The sequence below is a fragment of the Pseudaeromonas paramecii genome (assembly GCF_039540575.1).
In the GTDB taxonomy this organism is placed as follows: Bacteria; Pseudomonadota; Gammaproteobacteria; order Enterobacterales; family Aeromonadaceae; genus Pseudaeromonas; species Pseudaeromonas paramecii.
Map to the genome: position 1 here is coordinate 218,868 of NZ_BAABFC010000010.1, position 16,490 is coordinate 235,357.

The following is a 16,490-nucleotide window of genomic DNA, read 5'->3' on the forward strand; positions in this document are numbered from 1 at the left end:
TCGTGTTGGCCAACGGCCTGTGTTGCGAGCCGGCGGCCTCATGGCTGTGCCAGGGCGCGGACTATGGCGGCCTCCATTTTAGCGGGGGTCGTGAAGGGGGCAAAGCGGCGTAGCGGTCGCCCCTGCCGGTCCAGCAGGAATTTGGTGAAGTTCCAGCGGATGGCCCGACCGAACCAGCCCGGCAGTTGGCCAGTCAGCCAGCCAAACAGCGGATGGGCCTCGGCGCCTGTTACCGCCAGTTTGGCAAACATGGGAAAGCTGACCCCGTAGTTGATCAGGCACTGGTCACGAATGGCGCCGGCATCCCCGGGCTCCTGCTGGCCGAACTGGTTGCAGGGAAAGCCCAGGATCACCAGACCCTGGTCTTTATAGCGGCGATAGAGTTCCTCCAGCCCGGCATACTGGGGGGTGAAGCCACAGCGGCTGGCGGTGTTGACCACCAGCACCACCTGACCGCGATAACGGGACAGGGGCACGGCCTCGCCCTGCAGGCTGGTGGCGCTAAATTGGTAAAGATCTGTCATGGCGGCTCCTCGGGCTATCGCGTTATTCCAACACCGGCTTATTCCAACACCAGGGTCACCGGCACATTGCCGCGAATGGCATTGGAGTAGGGGCAGACCCGATGGGCAGTTTCCAGCAACTGCTGGGCGGCGTCCCGGGCCAATCCCTCGAGTTTGGCACTCAATTGTACCGACAGACCAAACCCGCCTTCGGCCAGTTGGCCGATCCCCACCTGCACCGCCACCTGGCTGCCGGTCAGCGGCAGCTTTTGCTGCTGGGCCACATACTGCAGGGCGCTGTCAAAGCAGGCGGCATAGCCGCAGGCGAACAGCTGCTCGGGGTTGGCACCAGGGCCACCGGCACCGCCCAGGCCCTTGGGCAGGGCCAGCTGCAGGGTCAGGTTGCCTTCGTCCGTGCTGACTTGGCCGTGACGGCCCCCTTGGGCGGTGGCGCGGGTCTGATACAGTGTCTTCATGTTAAATCTCCAGTGAATTAATCGCGTGCGATTTAATTTAACAGGCCGAGCCGACCATGACAAGTGGGTCGGCGAGTTTGCTACACTGCCTACCTTGTTTATGTCAGGCGTCGTCAGTTAAGGAGTCGTCATGCCGCACTTGTATCAGTTTTATGTCGGGGGTCACGCCGGGCGGGCCAACCTGGAGGTGCATGATCTGCAGTTTGTGGTGGCCGAGTCGGTTGAGGCGGCCATTCCGCACCTGCGGGCTGCCTGGTTTGGCGATCCGGGCAAGCTGCACCTGGATGGTTATCGGCGGATCTCCTGGGTGGATGGCTATCGGGTGGCGTTGCGCCCGGCGCCGGCACCGGCGGGGCCGCGGCTCTACTTCGTCAATGTCGGAGGCTATCGGGCCGGCGAGCTGGCCGAGCTGCACGAGTTTGGTCTGTTTGTGGCAAACAGTGCCGCCGATGCCAAGGCCCAGGCCTTGCAGACCCTGTTGGTGGGAGCGGTGCAGCAGCACAAGGACAACCTCAAGGAGGTGGACAATCAGCTGCTGCTGGACCGGTTGCAGGGCTACCACGTGCATCTGGTACCCGGTGACGGCGAACCGGATCCCGTGGCCTGGCAGGGCTATCGACCCATAGGGGTTGGGTCTGGCGAATGAGGTAAAAACGAAAAAGGTGGTAACAAAGAAAACCGGCGCCCCTGGGCGCCGGTTTTTATTCAGGACTCGAAACCCAGACCACAGGCATCCATGGTGCGCAGGAAAAGGTTGCGCTTGCCCTGGTTGTGGTCGGCCTTGTCCAGGCACCACTGCATGATCTTCACCGAGGGGTAGGCCAAGGGCTCGGGCGGGAAGGGCGGTGGTGTCTCCCTGACCATCCGCAGCCGGGTACGCGCCGTGTCCAGACCGAACACCTTGTCCAGCAGCACGTTGCCGGCAAAGCGGCTGGCACCCACCCCCAGGCCGGTGAAGCCGGCCGCATGGGCCACCCGTCCCTCGTAGGCACTGCCGAAGAAGGCGCAGAAACGGGAGCAGACATCGATGGCGCCGCCCCAGCAGTGGCTGAACTTGAGCCCCGCCAGCTGCGGGAAGGTGGTGAAGAAGTGGCTGGCCAGCCGGGTGAAGGAGCTGTGGTGCCAGTCGTACTCCTCCCGCACCTGCCCGCCGAAGTAGTAGACCGCATCGTAGCCGCCAAACAGGATGCGGTTGTCACGGGTGATCCGGTAGTAGTGGAACTGGTTGGCGGGGTCCGCCAGCCCCTGGCGGTTCTGCCAGCCGATGGCGGCCAGCTGTTCCTCGCTTAAGGGCTCCGTCATCAGGGCATAGTCGTACACCGGCAAGGTGTGCAGCCGATAGCGCTTGAGCAGGGAGGGGAATACGTTGGTGGCCAGGATGGCCCGCTCCGTGGTCACCCGACCGTGGGGCGTCTTGAGTACCAGGCCTTCCGGGGTCTGCGCCATGCCCTCCACCGGGGTGGACTCGTGGATCTGCACCCCCAGGGAGGCGGCCGCCCTGGCCAGCCCCACCACCAGCTTGGCGGGGTTGAGCATGGCGGTGCCCTCCTTGTCCCAGTTGCCGGACAAGAAGGTGGGGGAGTTGACCTCGGCCTGCATCTGCTGCTGATCCAGATAGCCTTCACCTCTGAGCTCCGCGTCCTGATAGGGCTCCACTGCCACCACTATCTCACCGGTGCGCTCAAAGTCACAGTCGATCTGGTAGCGGGCCAGGGTGGCCTCCATCTCGTCGAGATTCTCCAGCCCCATGGCCTCCAGGGTGGCGTACTCCTCCGGCCAGCGGCGCTGGCCGTTCTTCTCGCCATGGGTCAGGCTTGCCTCGCAGAAACCGCCGTTGCGGCCGGAGGCGGCCCAGCCGACCTGGCGGGCCTCCAGCAGCATGACTGCCTGTTCGGGAAAACGCTCCTTGGCCAGCAGGGCAGTCCACAGCCCCACCAGGCCGCCACCGACGATCACCAATTCCGTCCGGCAGTCGCCGGGCAGACGGGGATAGACGGGGCGCTCACCGAGCGCCTCCAGCCAGTAGGGGGCATGACGGGTGTGCGCCAGAGATGCCCGAACGATCTCATCCTTGGGAAGTTGACGTTCAAAAACGGTTTGAAACATAACGCCTCGCTTGGCTTATTTTCCGGTCATTATCTTGGTCCACTCCCGGGTGATCACGCGGGTGATCTTCTGGGGCATGACCTGTTGGGCGAACATCTTGGGTTTGAGTTCGTCGCTGAAATAGACGTTGGGATTGTCCCGGATCGCCTCGTCCACCAGGCCGTTGGCGGCCAGGTTGGCGTTGGCGTAGGAGACGTAGTTGGTGATCTTGGCGATGACCTCGGGCCGCATCAGGTAGTTGATGAAGGCCAGGGCATATTCCGGGTGTTTGGCATCGCTGGGAATGGTCAGCATGTCATAGAAGACGTCACTGCCTTCCTTGGGCACCACATACTCCACATGCACGCCATTGCCGGCTTCTTCCGCCCGATCCGACGCCTGAATGATGTCGCCCGACCAGCCCACCGCCACGCAGATGTCGCCGTTGGCCAGGTCATTGATGTACTGGGACGAGTTGAAGTAGGTGATGTAGGGGCGCAGCTTGCTCATCATGGCGCTGGCGTCCTTGTAATCCTGGGCATTGGTGGAGTTGGGATCCCGGCCCATGTAGCGCAGGGCCACGGTGAACAGGTCGGTGGGTGAATTGAGGAAGGCCACGCCACACTGATGCAGCTTGGCCAGGTTGTCGGGGTTGAAGATGGCCTCCCAGGTATTCATCTGGAAGTCCGGGCCCATCACGGCGGCCACCTTGTCCACGTTGTAGCCGATGCCGGTGCTGCCTCCCAGGTAGGGCACGGCGTGGGCATTGTCCGGATCCTTCTCCTGCAGCATCTGCATGATGGCCGGATCCATGTTCTTGAGGTTGGGCAGCTTGGACTTGTCCAGGGGCATGAAGACCCCGGCCTGCAACTGCCGTCCCAGGTAATCGGAGCTGGGCACCACCAGGTCAAAGCCGGTATTACCCGCCAGCAGCTTGGCTTCCAGCACCTCGTTACTGTCGAACACATCGTAGATCACGCGGATGCCGGTCTCTTTTTCAAAGCCGGACACCGTGTCTTCGGCGATGTAATCGCTCCAGTTATAGACATGCAGCACCTTGTCGTCGGAGGCCAGGGTGGCCGAGCTGAACAACAGGCCAATCAGCCCAAATGCGGGCAAAGCGAGTCTCTTATCCATAGAGTTATCTCCTGGTTGGATAGGCAAATTTCGACTCATCCGAGTCGTTATGGTGAGCGATCCTGGATTGGGTCAAATGACCCGGGGATCAGGGGTGTCGGTCAGATCCTGGCCGGCGGGTGGAGCAGGTGAAAGGCGAGAACGAGGGCGCCCTGGGAGGAGAGTAACCGGTCCGAGCAGGGGGCGCAGGCCGGTACTGTGACAGCGTCTAGCTGTTGCGGCAGGGGACCACAGGTGATGAGGTCCCAAATGGAATGACATTGGCGACTAGATAACATAACCCTCCCGGGGTGGCTGACTCATGGTTTATCTAGCAATGGCTGTGCCACGTATGAGTAATTGCTCCTTTCTTTTAAAAAACAATAACATGCCTGATGTGTAGTCTGGTGACAAAGGTGACATTGCGCCATTTTGGTTGCTTGTGGTGCCTGTAGCACTAAAAGTGACCAGGCTCTTGGCCCCCAGCCAGGCCGCTCGGCTGTCGCAACCCTGACAGTCGGTCGGCTTTGTCACCCAGGTGCCCTCTTGCCCGGGGGACGTCAATCCAGCCACGGCCAGGCCGGCGGCTGCCCGGGTGCCGTGGGCTGGGTGGGCAGGCGCTGGCATAAAACTTGATGGCAGCCTTGTCTGCCCCGGGCTGCGTTGACCGGGTTAACCGAACGAAGGAGTTTTCAGCATGGATCAACAGACCCTCGAACAGATTGCCGCCGCGGTACAGGCGGCGGGCTTTAGTGCCGCCGGTCAGGCCCAGGTCAAGGCGGCCTTCGCCCCCCTGCGCCTCACCTACTGCCTGCTGGATGAGCTGGGGGCCAAGGAGCCGGTGTGGGAGTGTGACGACTTTGGCCTGTTCTTGGTGGGCAGCAGCGATCACTGCCTGGGGCTAACCCGGGATCTGGCCGAGGCCACCGCCGTGGTGGTGGCCGAAGCCTGAGGCTGACGCCCTGGGCTTGCCGGGAGCCCCGCGCCTGCGGCGATCCCTGTGCTTGCTGCGGGCCAGGGCGGCGGCCTAGACTGGCGCTTTGCCTTCTGCGAGACGTGCCCATGCCCAACTCGTTAGCGTCGCTGCTGCCCGGCCTTATCGCCTTTCGTCACCGGCTGCACGCCCAGCCGGAACTCTCCGGCGCCGAACAGGCCACCGCCGCCGCCCTGGCCAGGGCGCTGCAAACTTGCCGCCCCGACAGCCTGCTCACCGGCCTGGGGGGCCACGGCCTGCTGGCTAGTTTCCAGGGGGCCGAACCCGGCCTCACCGTGCTGCTGCGGGCGGACTTTGACGCCCTGCCCATCACCGAATGCCCGCAACACGATCACGGCTCCCAAACGCCGGGGGTGGCGCACCTGTGTGGTCATGACGGCCACAGTACCGTGCTGCTGGGGGTGGCCCAACTGCTGGCGGAGGCTCGTCCGGCGGCCGGGCGCATCTGCCTGCTGTTTCAGCCCGCCGAGGAGACGGGGCAGGGGGCGGCCGCCGTGCTGGCCGACCCGGCCTTTGCCTCGTGTCAGCCCGATTATGTCTATGCCTTTCACAACCTGCCGGGCTTCCCCCTGGGGCAGCTGGTGCTCAAGGAGGGCGCCTTCACCGCAGCGGTGCGCAGCCTGGCGCTGCGGCTCATCGGTCGGCCCTGCCATGCCGCCGAGCCCGAGCACGGCATCAACCCGGCACTGGCCATAGCCGAGCTGCTGCAGCGGGCCGATGCCCTCAACCTGCGGGATCCCGGCCACCCGGACTTTGCCCTGGTGACGCCGGTGCACGCCCGGCTGGGGGAGCTGGCCTACGGCACCAGTGCCGGGGAGGGGGAGCTGCACTTCACCCTGCGCAGCTGGCAGCAGGGGCGGATGGATACCCTGAGCGGCGCCTTGCTGGCGGCGGTGGCCGAGGTGGCCGAGCGCCACGGCCTGGCGGTGGAGTCTCGCTGGCTGGAGGAGTTTGCCGCCTGCCACAACGATCCGGCGGCGGCGAGCCTGCTGGCCCGGGTCGGCGCGGCGTTGGGCATGCCCGCCCAGGCGCCTAAGAGCCCCTTCAAGTGGGGGGAGGATTTTGGTCTCTTCACCCAGCGCTATCCTGGTGCCCTGTTCGGTCTGGGGGCCGGGATCAATCAGGCTGCCCTGCATCAGGCCGATTACGATTTTCCGGATGATCTGCTGGCACCGGCCATCCGACTGATGCACGGTCTGGCCCTGGCGGCCAGTGATCCGGCTAGAATCCGGCCCTGATCCCGGCCGTTGCCCTAATACCTGCCGTTGGCTGGGGAAAAAAGGGCGCCGGCGGCGGGCGCGGCGCCAAGACGACATGCAACAGGCTAGATGTAGAAAGTGCGATGGCCGGCGGCCACTCCCTGGTGGCTGGCCATCGCAAGGGGAAGGGTCAGGGGGCGGGCAGGGCGCCGGTTTCCTCCAGCCACTGCTGCAGTCGCTGGCGCTGGCGGGTCAGCTGCGCCTGATCCGGCTGGCGCAGGGTCAGGTGACCCACCTTGCGGCCGGGGCGCGGCGCCTTGCCGTACAGGTGCAGGTGGGTGCCGGCCTCCGCCAGGGCGGCGGGCTCCGCCGGCCAGCGGCCGATGAGGTTCAGCATGGCGGTGGGGGCAATGAGCGTCGTCTCCCCCAGCGGCCAGCCGCAGATGGCCCGCAGGTGATTGGCAAACTGGCTGGTCTGGGCCCCTTCCAGGGTCCAGTGACCCGAGTTGTGTACCCGGGGCGCCACCTCGTTGGCGATGAGCCGCCCTTCACAGACGAAGAACTCGATGGCCAGGGTGCCCACGTACTGCTCCGTCTCCAGCAGGGTCCTGGCATAACCTTCGGCCTCGGCCTGCAGCGGGTCGGCCGCCTGGGGCTCTGAGCAGACCAGGATGCCGTTGCGGTGCAGGTTCTGCGTCAAGGGGTAGCAGCGGATCTCCCCCCGGGTGTTGCGGCTGGCCACCAAGGAGACCTCCCGCTCGAAGGCCACCCCGGCTTCCAAGATGGCCGGGCGCCCCTCGGCCTGCTGCCAGATCTCGGCCAGATCGCTGGCCTCGTGCAGGCGCCACTGGCCCTTGCCGTCGTAGCCCTGCTGCCGCCACTTGAGAAAGGCCGGGCAGCCCAGCTCGGCCACCGCCGTCTGCAGCTCAGCCAGACTCTGCACGCATCTGTGGTCCGCCACCGGAATGCCGAGGCCCTGCAGCCACTGCTTCTCCAGCCAGCGATCCCCGCCCTTGGCCAACACCTGGGGGCTGGGGTAGACGGGCCGGCGGGCCGCCAGGGCGGCCAGCACCTCGGCGGGCACGGACTCGGACTCGAAGGTGATGACGTCGGCCCATTCCAGCAGATCGTCACGTTCCGGCAGGGCCTGCCAGGGGATCTGGTGCCAGGGGGCCAGTTCGGCGGCGCAGCTCTCGGCGGCCGGATCCACCAGCTGGCAGCGGATGCCCAAGGGCGCCGCGGCCAGCACCAGCATGCGGGCCAGCTGGCCGCCGCCCAGGATCAGCACCTTCATGCCGGCAGCCTCGGATCGTCCGCGTCCAGCACGGCGTCGGTCTGGGCCTGGCGGAAGGCGGCCAGGGCCTTGCGCACCTCGGGATACTGGTTGCCCAGCATGCTGGCGGCCAGCAGGCCGGCGTTGGCGGCACCGGCCTTGCCGATGGCCAGGGTGCCCACGGGAATGCCCTTGGGCATCTGGACGATAGAGAGCAGGGAGTCCATGCCATTCAAGGCCTGGGACTGGACCGGCACCCCCAGCACCGGCAGCACCGTCTTGGCGGCCACCATGCCCGGCAGGTGGGCGGCGCCACCGGCCCCGGCGATGATCACCTGCAGGCCGCGGGCCTCGGCGCCGGCGGCGTAGTCGAACAGCCGATCCGGGGTGCGGTGGGCGGAGACCACCTTGACCTCATGGGGGACGCCCAACTGCTCGAGCATCTCGGCCGCGGCGCTCATGGTGGCCCAATCGGACCGGGAACCCATAATGATACCTACCAGGGGTTGCATCGCTTTCTCTCCATTGCCCTCGGCCCGGAGGCCGGTAATTCGGTTCGGTTGCCTGGCATACGTTTGCCTCTGCCTGGCAACTGGGTCTGGCTGCCGGGTGGCAGACGGAAGGGGCTGGCCGCTCACCACTCCACCGGCAGGCGGGAGTCTACTCAGGCTGGAGCAGCAATAAAAATCGAATATAATTGACGCTATGTTCGTCATAGACTGATAAGAAGATGCTCAACTACCGACAGCTTTACTACTTCTGGCAGGTGGCCCGCCTGGGCGGCATCACCCGCGCCGCGGAGCAGCTGCACCTCACCCCCCAGACCCTGAGCGGCCAGATCGCTGAGCTGGAGCGCACCCTGGGCACGCCCCTGTTTCACCGGCAGGGCCGCCGGCTGGAGCTCTCTGCCGCCGGCGAGCTGGCCCTGCCCCACGCCGAGCAGATCTTCTTGCTGGGCAACGAGCTGGAGGCCCTGCTGCACCAGCCGGCCCGTCAGGGGGAGCTGACCCTCAAGGTGGGGCTCACCGATGCGGTGCCCAAGTCGGTGGCCTACCGCCTGATGGCGCCGGCCCTGGGGCTGGCCCAGCCGGTGCGCCTGGTCTGCCACGAGGAAAAACCCGAGAAGCTGTTTGCCGAGCTGGCGTTGCATCACCTGGATCTGGTGATCTCCGACCGGCCCCTGCCGGCCTCGGTGGGAGTCAAGGGCTACAGCCACCGCCTGGGGCAGTCGCCCCTCATCTGGGTGGGCACCCCCGCGCTGGCGGCCCGCTGCCGGGCCGATTACCCCAAGAGCCTGCAACAGCTGCCCCTGCTGCTGCCCGGCGCCAACGCCGCCCAGAGCGCCCCCCTGGCCCGCTGGCTCAGCGAGCAGAAGTTAACCCCCCGGGTGGTGGGGGAGTTTGATGATTCGGCGCTGATGAAGTCGTTCGGCGAGGCGGGGGCGGGGCTGTTCCCGGTGCCCGAGGTGGTGCTGGAGGAGGTGTGCCGCCACTACGGCGTGGAGCCGGCCGGCCGGCTGGATGCGGTGCCGGTGAGCTACTACGCCATCTCGTTGGAGCGGCGTCTCACCCACCCGGCGGTACTGGCGGTGACCGAACGGGCCGCCCAGATGCTGGCGGAAAACAAGGCCGGCCCTCAGGGCTGAGGGCCGGTAGGGAGTTGTTATCTATAAACCACCGTTTATGGAGGCGAGTTCAGCGGTTAGCCGCCAAGGCGCATATTCAGAATAAGCCCCCGTCGCTGCCTGCGGCATTTAACTCTCTAACAGGATCCCATCCCTTGTCGCTGGCCGAGGAGGGCGTGCAGGTCGGGCGCGAGGCAGGGATGCCGAGCGAGTTATCGCCGTGTTGGGAACACGTCGATAACGACCGAAAAGCCGGCACGCTGGACGAGGGAACCCGCAGGGCCAGCGGGCAGGGATTGCTGGGGATTGCCAAGCAGTAGGTAGGAAGCGCCCGATAGCGGATAAACGGCGGCACGGACAAAAATTAGCCTCAAACAACGTTCGTCGGTTTCTACCGCTGGGCCGATAGTCTGACGCATGAATGAGGCGGCCCCCTTCTAGGGGGCGAATCAAAGCCACCTGCATGGCAGGTGACTTTTTACCGGAGGATGTTAAGCGGCCTAGCGGGGCCGACGCTTCAACGGTTGGCACATGCAGTGTACGCCGCCGCCGCCCTTGGTGATCATGCCGATGTCCGGATCCAGCACCGTCAGGCCCCGGGCCAGACACTGCTGCTTGAGCGCCAGGCTCTCCTTGGGCAGCAGCACTCGCTCCCGCCCCAGGGACATGATGTTGCAGCCCAGCTCCATGGCGTCCTTGTAGGGCACGTCCAGGATGTCGATGCCCTTTTGTTTCAGCCAGGCCAGCAGGCTGTCGGGCACCACGGCGGTACAGACCGCCGCCAGCTTCTCCGCCACCATGATGCACTGCACGTCCAGGTGCAGGAAATGGGGGTCGAAGGGCACGGTATGAAACTCCCAGCCCTCCTGCTCGAACCAGCCCTTCACCTGCTGGATGCCGGCGGGGCTGGTGCGCTCCCCCGAATAGCCGCACAACGCCACCCCGGGTTCGATCAGCATGAAGTCGCCGCCCTCGAAGGTGCCGGCGGTCACCACGTCATATACGGGGATCTGGGCCTGCTGGTAAAACTCCAGCACCGTCAGCCATTCGCTGCGCCGCCAGGGGCTGAACATCTGGCAGATGATGGGGCCCCAGGGGGTCATCACGGAGGAGTCCCGGGCAAACACCGCATAGGGCTGCTCCGGCCGCGGTTGCAGGAACTGCACCTCCACGTCTGCCTGGCGGTAGGCATCCAGCATCTCGCCGTACTGCTGGCGGGCAATGCCGGCATCGAAGGGGGTGCCGTTGGCCAGGTGGCGGCGGGAGGTGGCATTGCCGTCCCGCCAGCTGTAGTGGTCGATGGGGCCCACCAGCACCCGCTCGAGAATGTCGGTTTCGCTGGCCATGCCCCACTGTTGCAAGGGGGCCGTCTGTCCGCCGTCCTGGCGGTGTTTCCAGGGTGAAGTCATCTTGAGTCCTTATTGATCCAGTGTCAGCAGGGTGTGCAGCAGTACGTCGGCGCCTTGTTGCAGATGCTCGGGCGTGGCGTACTCCTGCTCGTTGTGGGAGAGGCCGTCCCGGCAGGGGATGAAGATCATGCCGGTGGGGCCGAGGCGGGCCAGGTAGACGGAGTCGTGGCCGGCGCCGGAGACTAGGTGGTGGTGGGCCAGGCCCAGCTGGTCACAGGCCTGGGCGATGGCGGCCTGGCAGCCGGCATCGAAGGCCACCGCCGGGGAGCGCCACAGGGGGCGGATGCGGATCTGCAGGGCGCCCAGGCTGAGGGTGCACTTGTCCTCCACCCAGGCCGCCAGCGCCTCCAGCACCGCCTGCTGCGGATGGCGCAGATCCAGGGTGAAGCGCACCTGGGGCGGCACCGTATTGGTGGCGTGGGTGGAGGTGGTGATGGAGCCGACCGTCAGGCGGGCCTCCTCGCCGGCCTCGGCCACCCGGCCGTACAGCTGGGGCAGCAGCTGCATCAGGGCCTGTACCGGATCCGTGCGCAGGGCCATGGGGGTGGGGCCGGCGTGGACCGATTGCCCCTGGATGATGACCTCGTACCAGTGCATGCCCTGCACCCCGGTCACCACGCCGATGGGCAGGCCGGCGCGCTCCAGTACGGGCCCCTGCTCTATGTGCAGCTCCAGGGCGGCGTGGAAGGCAAAGGGCTGGCAGGGCTCACTGCCCAGCTGGCCGCTCGCCTCCAGGGCCTGGCGCAGGCTGATGCCCTGCTGGTCGCGGTGCTGGTAAAGCTCGGCCTGCTCGAACACCCCGGCGAAGACGCCCGAGCCCATCATGGCCGGGGCGAAGCGCGCCCCTTCCTCGTTGGTCCACACCGCCAGCTCCACGGTGCGGCGCAGCCGGTGGCCGGCGTCCTGCAGGCTGTGCAGCACCTCCAGGGCGGCCAGCACGCCGTAGACGCCGTCGTAGCGGCCGCCGGTGGGTTGGGTATCCAGGTGGGAGCCCAGCAGTATGGGCAATAGCTCGGGCTGGCTGCCGGTGAAGCGGACAAACAGGTTGCCCATGCTGTCCCGGCGGGGCAGGCCACCCAGGGCCTGGCACCAGTTGATGAAGCAGTCGCGGCCGGCGGCGTCTTCGGCGGTGAGGGCCTGGCGGTTGCAGCCGCCGTTGGCCAGGGCGCCGAAACCGGCCATGGTCTGCAACCTCTCTTGCAGTCGGGCACCTTGGGTGTGCAGTGTCGCCATCTTGACCTCTTGGCTGGGAACCTGGGGTCAATCTAGCCAGCGGCGGGGCTGGGGGGTATCCCTCAGTTGGGTTAGCCGGGGTGGAGCACCTGGTCGAACAGCTTGCCCAGCAGCTCCTTCTGCGAGTTCACCTCCAGCTTGCTGTAGATGTTCTTGCGGTGCACCCGTTCGGTCTCGTAGGCCATCTCCAGCTTGTTGGCAGACTCCTTGCTGGAGTAGCCGCGGATGAGCAGCTGCAGCACCTCTTTCTCCCGCGGGGTCAGCTTGTCCTCACCGAAGTTGAGGATGGCCTGCTTCACCGGCTCGTGGGAGCCGGAGTCCGCCACGCCGTGCTGCTTGTCGTGCATCTGCACCGCGGCGCAGATGAGCGGATAGAAGGCCTTGAGGCGGCCCAGCCCCCGCTGGTTGAAACTCGACAGGCTGCGGGTGCGGCCCAGGGAGAGCAGGTAGCACAGCTGGTGATCGGTCTGGACCACCAGGCAGACCTCGTCCATCAGTTCGGAGTAGCGGAAGTATTCGTCGTGGTAGGCGCTCTGGTAGAAGTCGTCCGGCGCTATCTGCGCCAGGCTCACCACCCCTTCGCCCCCCTGCATGGCGTAGTCGTAGAAGGGGCTCAGCAGGTAGGCCCCCTGCAGGTAGCGGTCCCAGGCGGCCAGCTCATCGCTGGCCAGGGAGGATCCCAGCACCACTGGGCGGGCCGTGGGGTGGTAGGCCAGGATGACGTAATCGTCGTAGCTCACCGCCAGGCGCAGCAGGTAGACCAGCTTGTCGAAAAACTGCGGATGGTCGATGGCCAGGATCAGATCCGCGGCGCCGTGGATCAGGGTCTGTTCGTTGAGATCGCGCGCTGCCGCCATGAAAAACGTCCTGTAGCTGGGGAGACACTGGAAGGAAAAACATCCTAACATAGGGCGCCGAGGGCGGGGTAACCAATAAATAGTCAATTTATTTCAATGTATTAGCCTCAAAGTGACCCCATCTACCTCAACCGGGTGATTGGCGCCCTGGCGTGGCGGCCTATGATGGGATGCATTCGTAAAAGGAAGTTGAATTGCCACCACAGGGAGCAACCTATGACCACCTCACGCCATGTCATGCAAGTCGAGCCGTTTGGCATCGAACCCATACCGGATGCGGAGCGCAACGCCTCCGTGCTGGATTTCATCCGCCTGCAGTGGGGCGGCGCCAACACCCTGGCCTCCGCCATGCTGGGGGCCTTTCCCATCCTGTTCGGCCTGTCGTTCCAGCAGGCGCTGCTGGCCACCCTGCTGGGTATCATAGTGGGGGCCCTCATCCTCTGCCCCATGGGGATCTTCGGCCCCACCACGGGCACCAACAACGCCGTCTCCTCCGGCGCCCACTTCGGCGTGGTGGGGCGCATCGTCGGCTCCTTCTTGAGCCTGCTCACCGCCATCTGCTTCTTCTCCCTGAGCATCTGGTCTGCCGGCGATGCGCTAGTCGGTGCCTTCTGTCGCATCGTGGGCATGCAGGAGAGCCCCTGGCTGTTCGCCCTGGCCTACGGCCTGTTTGCCCTCATAGTGCTGGTGGTGTGCATCTACGGCTTCCAGTTCATGCTGCTGGTGAACAAGGTGGCGGTGGTGCTGGCTTCCGTGGTGTTCCTGGTGGGCTTCGTGGCCTATGCCGACAAGTTTGACCCGGCCTTCGCCGGCGCCGGCATGACCACAGACTCGCCGGAGTTCTGGCCGCTGTTTATCGGCGCCACCCTGATCGTCATGTCCAACCCCATCTCCTTCGGCGCCTTCCTGGGGGATTGGACCCGCTATCTGCCCCGCCAGACCGGCAAGGGCAAGATCATGCTGGCCTCCCTCATCGCCCAGCTGTGCACCCTGCTGCCCTTTGTGTTCGGCCTGGTGACCATGGCGGCCATCGCCCAGTACGCGCCGGAATACGTGGAGAGCGCCAACTACACCGGCGGCCTGCTGGCCATCTCGCCCCTGTGGTTCTTCCCGCTGCTGATGCTGCTGGCGGTGATCGGCGGCCTGTCCACCGGCACCACGGCCCTCTATGGCACCGGCTTGGACTTCTCCAGCGTCTTCCCCCGGCTCTCCCGCACCCAGGCCACCATCCTCATCGGTGTGCTGTCCATCGCCATCATCTTTCTGGGGCGCTTCGCCTTCGATCTGGTGGCCTCGGTGACCACACTGGTGACCCTGATCATCGTCACCACCACCCCCTGGATGGTGGTGATGACCCTGGGCTATTTGCACCGTCGCGGCTTCTACAGCCAGGACGATCTGCAGCGCTTCAACCGCGGGCAGGAAGGCGGCATCTACTGGTTCTACAAGGGCTGGAACCTGCGCGGCATGCTGGCCTGGATCCCCTCCGCCCTGGTGGCCCTGCTGACGGTGAACATTCCTGGGCAATTTGTCGGCCCCTGGGGCGAGCTGGCCGGCGGCCTGGACATCTCCTTGCTGGTGGCCCTGCTGCTGCCGGCGGTGATCTACCCCCTGCTGCTCAAGCTGAGCCCGGAGCCGGCGGCAGTGTTTGGCGGGGCCCAGGCCGAGCCAACGACGGACGTGCCGGTTTTTTCTGGCCAACTGAGCCCCATGCCGGAGTGATGCCATGACCTTTGCCATGCAACTGTGCGCCAGCCCGCAGCCGACCCTGCAGCAGGCCATCGACACCCTGATCGACTGTTTTGGCCGCCACGATACCGAGGGCTACTTTGACTGTTTTCATCCCGAGGCGCGGTTTGTTTTTTACACGGTACCCGGTGAGGTGCTGAGCAAGGCGGCGTACCGCCAGCGCTGGCAGCAGTGGGAGCAGGAGGACGGCTTCCGGGTGCTGGGCTGTGAGTCCATTGAGCCCGAGCTGAGCGAATATGGCGATTGCGCCGTGCTGAGCCACAGGGTGCGCACCCGGCTGTGTATTCTGGCCGGGGAGCTGACGCTCGAGGAGCGGGAGTCCATCGTCTTTGCCCGGCAGGATGACGGCCGCTGGCTGTGCATCCACGAGCACCTGAGTGCCGGGGAGGCCCCATGACCGCCTGGCAACCCACCCGCACCTCGGGCGTGCTGGTGGCCGGCCAGTGGGAGACCGGGGAGGGGGAGCGCTGGGAGCTGGTCGATCCCCTGACCCGCCAGGTACACGGCCAGCTGCAGGGCGCCTCGGCGGAGCAGCTGGAGAGGGCGGTGGCCGCCGCTCGCCAGGCCCTGGCGGATTGGCGGGCCCTGGGTTATGCCGGGCGGGGCCAGTGGCTGGCGCGCATCGCCGCCGCGGTGCAGCAGCAGGCCGAGGGACTCATCGCCCTGCAGCAGCGCTACAGCGGCAAGCCGGAGCACGAGGCGCGGATGGATGTGGCGGACGTGGTGGCCACCTTCGACTACTACGCCCAGCTGTGTCAGACGCTGCCCGAGCGGCAGCCGGTGGCGGTGCCGCTGGCCGAGGTGGCGGTCAGCTACCAGCGGGAGCCCGTGGGGGTGGCGGGGCTCATCACCCCCTGGAACTTCCCCATGGTCACCAGCGCCTGGAAGCTGGCACCGGCCCTGGCCGCCGGCTGCACCCTGGTACTCAAGCCCTCGGAGCTGAGCCCCATGGCGGAGCTGGCCTTGCTGAATATCATCCAGGGGCTGGGCCTGCCCCTGGGGGTGGTGAATCTGGTCCCCGGCGGCGCCGAGGTGGGGCGCTGGCTGTGTGCCCAACCGGGCATCGACAAGATCTCCTTCACCGGCAGCCGGGCCGTGGGGCAGCAGATCCTGCAGGGGGCCGCCCAGCGCATCCAGCGGGTCAGCCTGGAGCTGGGGGGCAAGTCCGCCCTGATAGTGCGCGCGGATGCCGATCTGGATCTGGCCGCCCAGCTGGCCTGCGACGGCGCCTTCTTCAACGCCGGCCAGATGTGCTCGGCCACCTCAAGGCTGCTGGTGCACCGCCACTGTTATGCCCCCCTGCTGGAGCGGATCCGCCAGCGGATGGCCGACTACCAGACCGGGCCCCTGATAAGCCAGGGGCAGCTGGCAAGGGTGGCGTCCCTGGTGGCCCAGGGGTTGGCCCAGGCGCCGGATCTGGCGCTGCATCAGGTGCCGCAGCATGAGGCGGGTTTTGGCTTCCCCCTGACCCTGGTGACGGGGCTGGCCGTGGACAATGTGCTGTGGCAGGAGGAGATCTTCGGCCCCGTGCTGTGCGCCATGGCCTTTGACAGTGACGAGCAGGCGGTGGCCCTGGCTAACGACAGCCCCTACGGCCTGGTGGCCACCCTGGTGAGCCGGGATCTGGTCGCCGCCGAGGCCTTGGCGGATCGGCTGCAGGCCGGCACCGTCTGGATCAACACGCCGCAACTTATCTTCCCCCAGGCCGCCTGGGGCGGCTACAAGCAGAGCAGCCTGGGCCGCGAGCTGGGCCCCTGGGGTCTGGAGGCCTTCAGCGAGCTCAAGCACCGGCTGGTAAGCGCCGGCTAAGGTCCGCCTCCCTGCACCATGAAAAAGGCCTCCCTGTAGCGGGGAGGCCTTTTGTCCTTCATGAGCCAGGGTGATGAATGGACGCGCTAGGTGTGATCTCTCTGTAGGTTGTTCACTCGGGGCATTCCCGGAGAATTGGAGGCGCCAACCAAACCAATCAGCC

At 66.0% G+C, this 16,490-nt stretch carries 16 protein-coding genes; 7 read left to right on the forward strand and 9 right to left on the reverse strand.

Features of this window, described 5'->3' with window-relative positions; all coding sequences use genetic code 11:
- Positions 1–38: 38 nt before the first annotated feature.
- Both ABD847_RS08240 and ABD847_RS08245 read right to left on the reverse strand, forming a co-directional pair.
- Positions 39–524 (reverse strand): glutathione peroxidase, encoded by a 486-nt coding sequence (locus ABD847_RS08240; RefSeq protein WP_345011864.1) that lies wholly within the window; start codon positions 522–524, stop codon positions 39–41.
- Between the two features lie 38 nt (positions 525–562).
- Positions 563–979 carry an organic hydroperoxide resistance protein gene (locus ABD847_RS08245; RefSeq protein WP_345011865.1) on the reverse strand — a complete coding sequence of 139 codons (417 nt, stop codon included), beginning with the start codon at positions 977–979 and terminating at the stop codon, positions 563–565.
- Between the two features lie 130 nt (positions 980–1,109).
- On the opposite strand from ABD847_RS08245, the gene ABD847_RS08250 reads away from it, so the two are divergent.
- Complete coding sequence (locus ABD847_RS08250; RefSeq protein WP_345011867.1) at positions 1,110–1,625, forward strand: DUF1543 domain-containing protein; 516 nt, start codon at positions 1,110–1,112, stop codon at positions 1,623–1,625.
- Between the two features lie 59 nt (positions 1,626–1,684).
- Here ABD847_RS08250 and ABD847_RS08255 read toward each other — a convergent pair whose 3' ends face one another.
- Together ABD847_RS08255 and ABD847_RS08260 are read right to left on the reverse strand one after the other, a co-directional pair.
- Positions 1,685–3,085, reverse strand: a complete 1,401-nt coding sequence (locus tag ABD847_RS08255; RefSeq protein ID WP_345011869.1) for an NAD(P)/FAD-dependent oxidoreductase — start codon at positions 3,083–3,085, stop codon at positions 1,685–1,687.
- Between the two features lie 15 nt (positions 3,086–3,100).
- Positions 3,101–4,201 carry an extracellular solute-binding protein gene (locus ABD847_RS08260; protein WP_345011871.1) on the reverse strand — a complete coding sequence of 367 codons (1,101 nt, stop codon included), beginning with the start codon at positions 4,199–4,201 and terminating at the stop codon, positions 3,101–3,103.
- A gap of 676 nt (positions 4,202–4,877) precedes the next feature.
- Here ABD847_RS08260 and ABD847_RS08265 point away from each other — a divergent pair.
- Together ABD847_RS08265 and ABD847_RS08270 are read left to right on the forward strand one after the other, a co-directional pair.
- Positions 4,878–5,132, forward strand: a complete 255-nt coding sequence (locus ABD847_RS08265) for a hypothetical protein (protein WP_345011873.1) — start codon at positions 4,878–4,880, stop codon at positions 5,130–5,132.
- A gap of 110 nt (positions 5,133–5,242) precedes the next feature.
- A complete protein-coding gene (locus ABD847_RS08270) occupies positions 5,243–6,412 on the forward strand; it encodes an amidohydrolase (RefSeq protein WP_345011875.1) in 1,170 nt (389 codons plus the stop codon).
- Between the two features lie 151 nt (positions 6,413–6,563).
- Here ABD847_RS08270 and ABD847_RS08275 read toward each other — a convergent pair whose 3' ends face one another.
- The gene (locus ABD847_RS08275) at positions 6,564–7,667 is read right to left on the reverse strand and encodes a 5-(carboxyamino)imidazole ribonucleotide synthase (RefSeq protein ID WP_345011877.1); all 1,104 of its coding nucleotides are present in this window, start codon (positions 7,665–7,667) and stop codon (positions 6,564–6,566) included.
- Entirely contained in the window at positions 7,664–8,158 is a 495-nt protein-coding gene (gene purE, locus ABD847_RS08280; protein WP_345011879.1) for a 5-(carboxyamino)imidazole ribonucleotide mutase, read from the reverse strand. The genes ABD847_RS08275 and purE overlap by 4 nt, the downstream gene beginning before the upstream one ends.
- Before the next feature lie 218 nt (positions 8,159–8,376).
- Here purE and ABD847_RS08285 point away from each other — a divergent pair, with 218 nt between their 5' ends.
- Entirely contained in the window at positions 8,377–9,291 is a 915-nt protein-coding gene (locus tag ABD847_RS08285) for a LysR family transcriptional regulator (RefSeq protein WP_345011881.1), read from the forward strand.
- A gap of 479 nt (positions 9,292–9,770) precedes the next feature.
- On the opposite strand, the gene ABD847_RS08290 is transcribed toward ABD847_RS08285, so the two are convergent.
- From ABD847_RS08290 to ABD847_RS08300, 3 genes are all read right to left on the reverse strand, one after another.
- Positions 9,771–10,679 carry a dimethylarginine dimethylaminohydrolase family protein gene (locus ABD847_RS08290; RefSeq protein ID WP_345011883.1) on the reverse strand — a complete coding sequence of 303 codons (909 nt, stop codon included), beginning with the start codon at positions 10,677–10,679 and terminating at the stop codon, positions 9,771–9,773.
- Between the two features lie 9 nt (positions 10,680–10,688).
- Positions 10,689–11,912 carry a Zn-dependent hydrolase gene (locus tag ABD847_RS08295; protein WP_345011885.1) on the reverse strand — a complete coding sequence of 408 codons (1,224 nt, stop codon included), beginning with the start codon at positions 11,910–11,912 and terminating at the stop codon, positions 10,689–10,691.
- Between the two features lie 71 nt (positions 11,913–11,983).
- Positions 11,984–12,769 (reverse strand): helix-turn-helix transcriptional regulator, encoded by a 786-nt coding sequence (locus ABD847_RS08300; protein ID WP_345011887.1) that lies wholly within the window; start codon positions 12,767–12,769, stop codon positions 11,984–11,986.
- 216 nt (positions 12,770–12,985) lie between these two features.
- Here ABD847_RS08300 and ABD847_RS08305 point away from each other — a divergent pair, with 216 nt between their 5' ends.
- Genes ABD847_RS08305 through ABD847_RS08315 form a run of 3 tightly spaced genes read left to right on the forward strand, consistent with a single transcriptional unit; the run spans position 12,986 to position 16,327 of the window.
- On the forward strand, positions 12,986–14,491 hold the full coding sequence (locus tag ABD847_RS08305) for a purine-cytosine permease family protein (RefSeq protein ID WP_345011889.1): 1,506 nt from the start codon (positions 12,986–12,988) through the stop codon (positions 14,489–14,491).
- A 4-nt stretch (positions 14,492–14,495) separates the two neighbouring features.
- Positions 14,496–14,915, forward strand: coding sequence for a YybH family protein (locus ABD847_RS08310; RefSeq protein WP_345011891.1), 420 nt, complete (start codon positions 14,496–14,498; stop codon positions 14,913–14,915).
- Positions 14,912–16,327 (forward strand): aldehyde dehydrogenase family protein, encoded by a 1,416-nt coding sequence (locus ABD847_RS08315; RefSeq protein ID WP_345011893.1) that lies wholly within the window; start codon positions 14,912–14,914, stop codon positions 16,325–16,327. The genes ABD847_RS08310 and ABD847_RS08315 overlap by 4 nt, the downstream gene beginning before the upstream one ends.
- Positions 16,328–16,490: the final 163 nt, after the last annotated feature.

Coding starts and splice junctions, on each gene's coding strand:
- ABD847_RS08240 (WP_345011864.1), bottom strand. CDS start 524: ATGACAGATCTTTACCAATTTAGCGCCACCAGCCTGCAGGGCGAGGCC.
- ABD847_RS08245 (WP_345011865.1), bottom strand. CDS start 979: ATGAAGACACTGTATCAGACCCGCGCCACCGCCCAAGGGGGCCGTCAC.
- ABD847_RS08250 (WP_345011867.1), top strand. CDS start 1,110: ATGCCGCACTTGTATCAGTTTTATGTCGGGGGTCACGCCGGGCGGGCC.
- ABD847_RS08255 (WP_345011869.1), bottom strand. CDS start 3,085: ATGTTTCAAACCGTTTTTGAACGTCAACTTCCCAAGGATGAGATCGTT.
- ABD847_RS08260 (WP_345011871.1), bottom strand. CDS start 4,201: ATGGATAAGAGACTCGCTTTGCCCGCATTTGGGCTGATTGGCCTGTTG.
- ABD847_RS08265 (WP_345011873.1), top strand. CDS start 4,878: ATGGATCAACAGACCCTCGAACAGATTGCCGCCGCGGTACAGGCGGCG.
- ABD847_RS08270 (WP_345011875.1), top strand. CDS start 5,243: ATGCCCAACTCGTTAGCGTCGCTGCTGCCCGGCCTTATCGCCTTTCGT.
- ABD847_RS08275 (WP_345011877.1), bottom strand. CDS start 7,667: ATGAAGGTGCTGATCCTGGGCGGCGGCCAGCTGGCCCGCATGCTGGTG.
- purE (WP_345011879.1), bottom strand. CDS start 8,158: ATGCAACCCCTGGTAGGTATCATTATGGGTTCCCGGTCCGATTGGGCC.
- ABD847_RS08285 (WP_345011881.1), top strand. CDS start 8,377: ATGCTCAACTACCGACAGCTTTACTACTTCTGGCAGGTGGCCCGCCTG.
- ABD847_RS08290 (WP_345011883.1), bottom strand. CDS start 10,679: ATGACTTCACCCTGGAAACACCGCCAGGACGGCGGACAGACGGCCCCC.
- ABD847_RS08295 (WP_345011885.1), bottom strand. CDS start 11,912: ATGGCGACACTGCACACCCAAGGTGCCCGACTGCAAGAGAGGTTGCAG.
- ABD847_RS08300 (WP_345011887.1), bottom strand. CDS start 12,769: ATGGCGGCAGCGCGCGATCTCAACGAACAGACCCTGATCCACGGCGCC.
- ABD847_RS08305 (WP_345011889.1), top strand. CDS start 12,986: ATGACCACCTCACGCCATGTCATGCAAGTCGAGCCGTTTGGCATCGAA.
- ABD847_RS08310 (WP_345011891.1), top strand. CDS start 14,496: ATGACCTTTGCCATGCAACTGTGCGCCAGCCCGCAGCCGACCCTGCAG.
- ABD847_RS08315 (WP_345011893.1), top strand. CDS start 14,912: ATGACCGCCTGGCAACCCACCCGCACCTCGGGCGTGCTGGTGGCCGGC.